The 690-nt window shown below is 70.6% G+C and carries 1 protein-coding gene; it reads right to left on the bottom strand.

What is annotated here, in order from left to right; translation table 11 throughout:
• Nucleotides 1-288: 288 nt before the first annotated feature.
• Nucleotides 289-690, bottom strand: a 402-nt coding sequence (locus tag AAAT03_RS09860; RefSeq protein WP_349103232.1) for a transposase, incomplete at its 5' end; no start/stop codon positions are given.

The following is a 690-nucleotide window of genomic DNA, read 5'->3' as shown; positions in this document are numbered from 1 at the left end:
CGCTCGCTCATATGACCCAATCCACTGTCAAGGGCCACAATGGCCCCGCCGACCGCTTGCAATCGATCGGCGGGGCCTGCCGTTAAACCCGTCCCGGTCCGCCCCCGGCATGTCATCGACGCCTTCGGCTCAGTCTCATATCCGCGGATACCGCTCCGGCGGCCCGCAATCCTCTCCTTCGGCGGGGTTCCCCTAGTCTGTCTTCGCGCATGCGGCGGCCGCCGCGCGCACAGCGAGAACGGGGGTGTCCCCGAAGGCTGCCCGGCTCGCCGGGACGGGGGCTTATGTCTATTCCGCGCCCTCCCGGCACATCGTGCCGAGGGCCCACAGCCACCTCACGAGCTCGGCCGCGGTGGCCGCGTTCGCCTTCGCCTGCGGCATCCCGCGGGCGATCATCTCCTCGCGGCGGCGCAGGAGCCTCTCGGACCCCTTCCTCCCGTGCATCCTTATCTCGAGGGGTACGCCGGAGCCCTTGGGCATCAGCTTCGGCTGGTGGCCGGCCTGGGCGTAGCACCAGGACCCCTCGACAGCCAGCTTCCTGACGAGCGCGTTGCCGGCCCCGCTGATTCCGCCGAGGCGCACGGAGTCCGCGCTCGACCTCTGCTTCGGGGCGAGGCCGAAGTAGGCCGTCACCTGCCTGCCGGAGCGGAACCTCGAGAAGTCGCCGACCTCGGACGCGAAGGCGGCGGC

Origin of the sequence: Collinsella sp. CLA-AA-H167, assembly GCF_040095305.1 — a bacterium.
Taxonomy (GTDB): domain Bacteria; phylum Actinomycetota; class Coriobacteriia; order Coriobacteriales; family Coriobacteriaceae; genus Collinsella.
The sequence above is the reverse complement of the archived record's forward strand: the minus strand, read 5'-3'. Positions and strand labels throughout refer to the sequence as shown.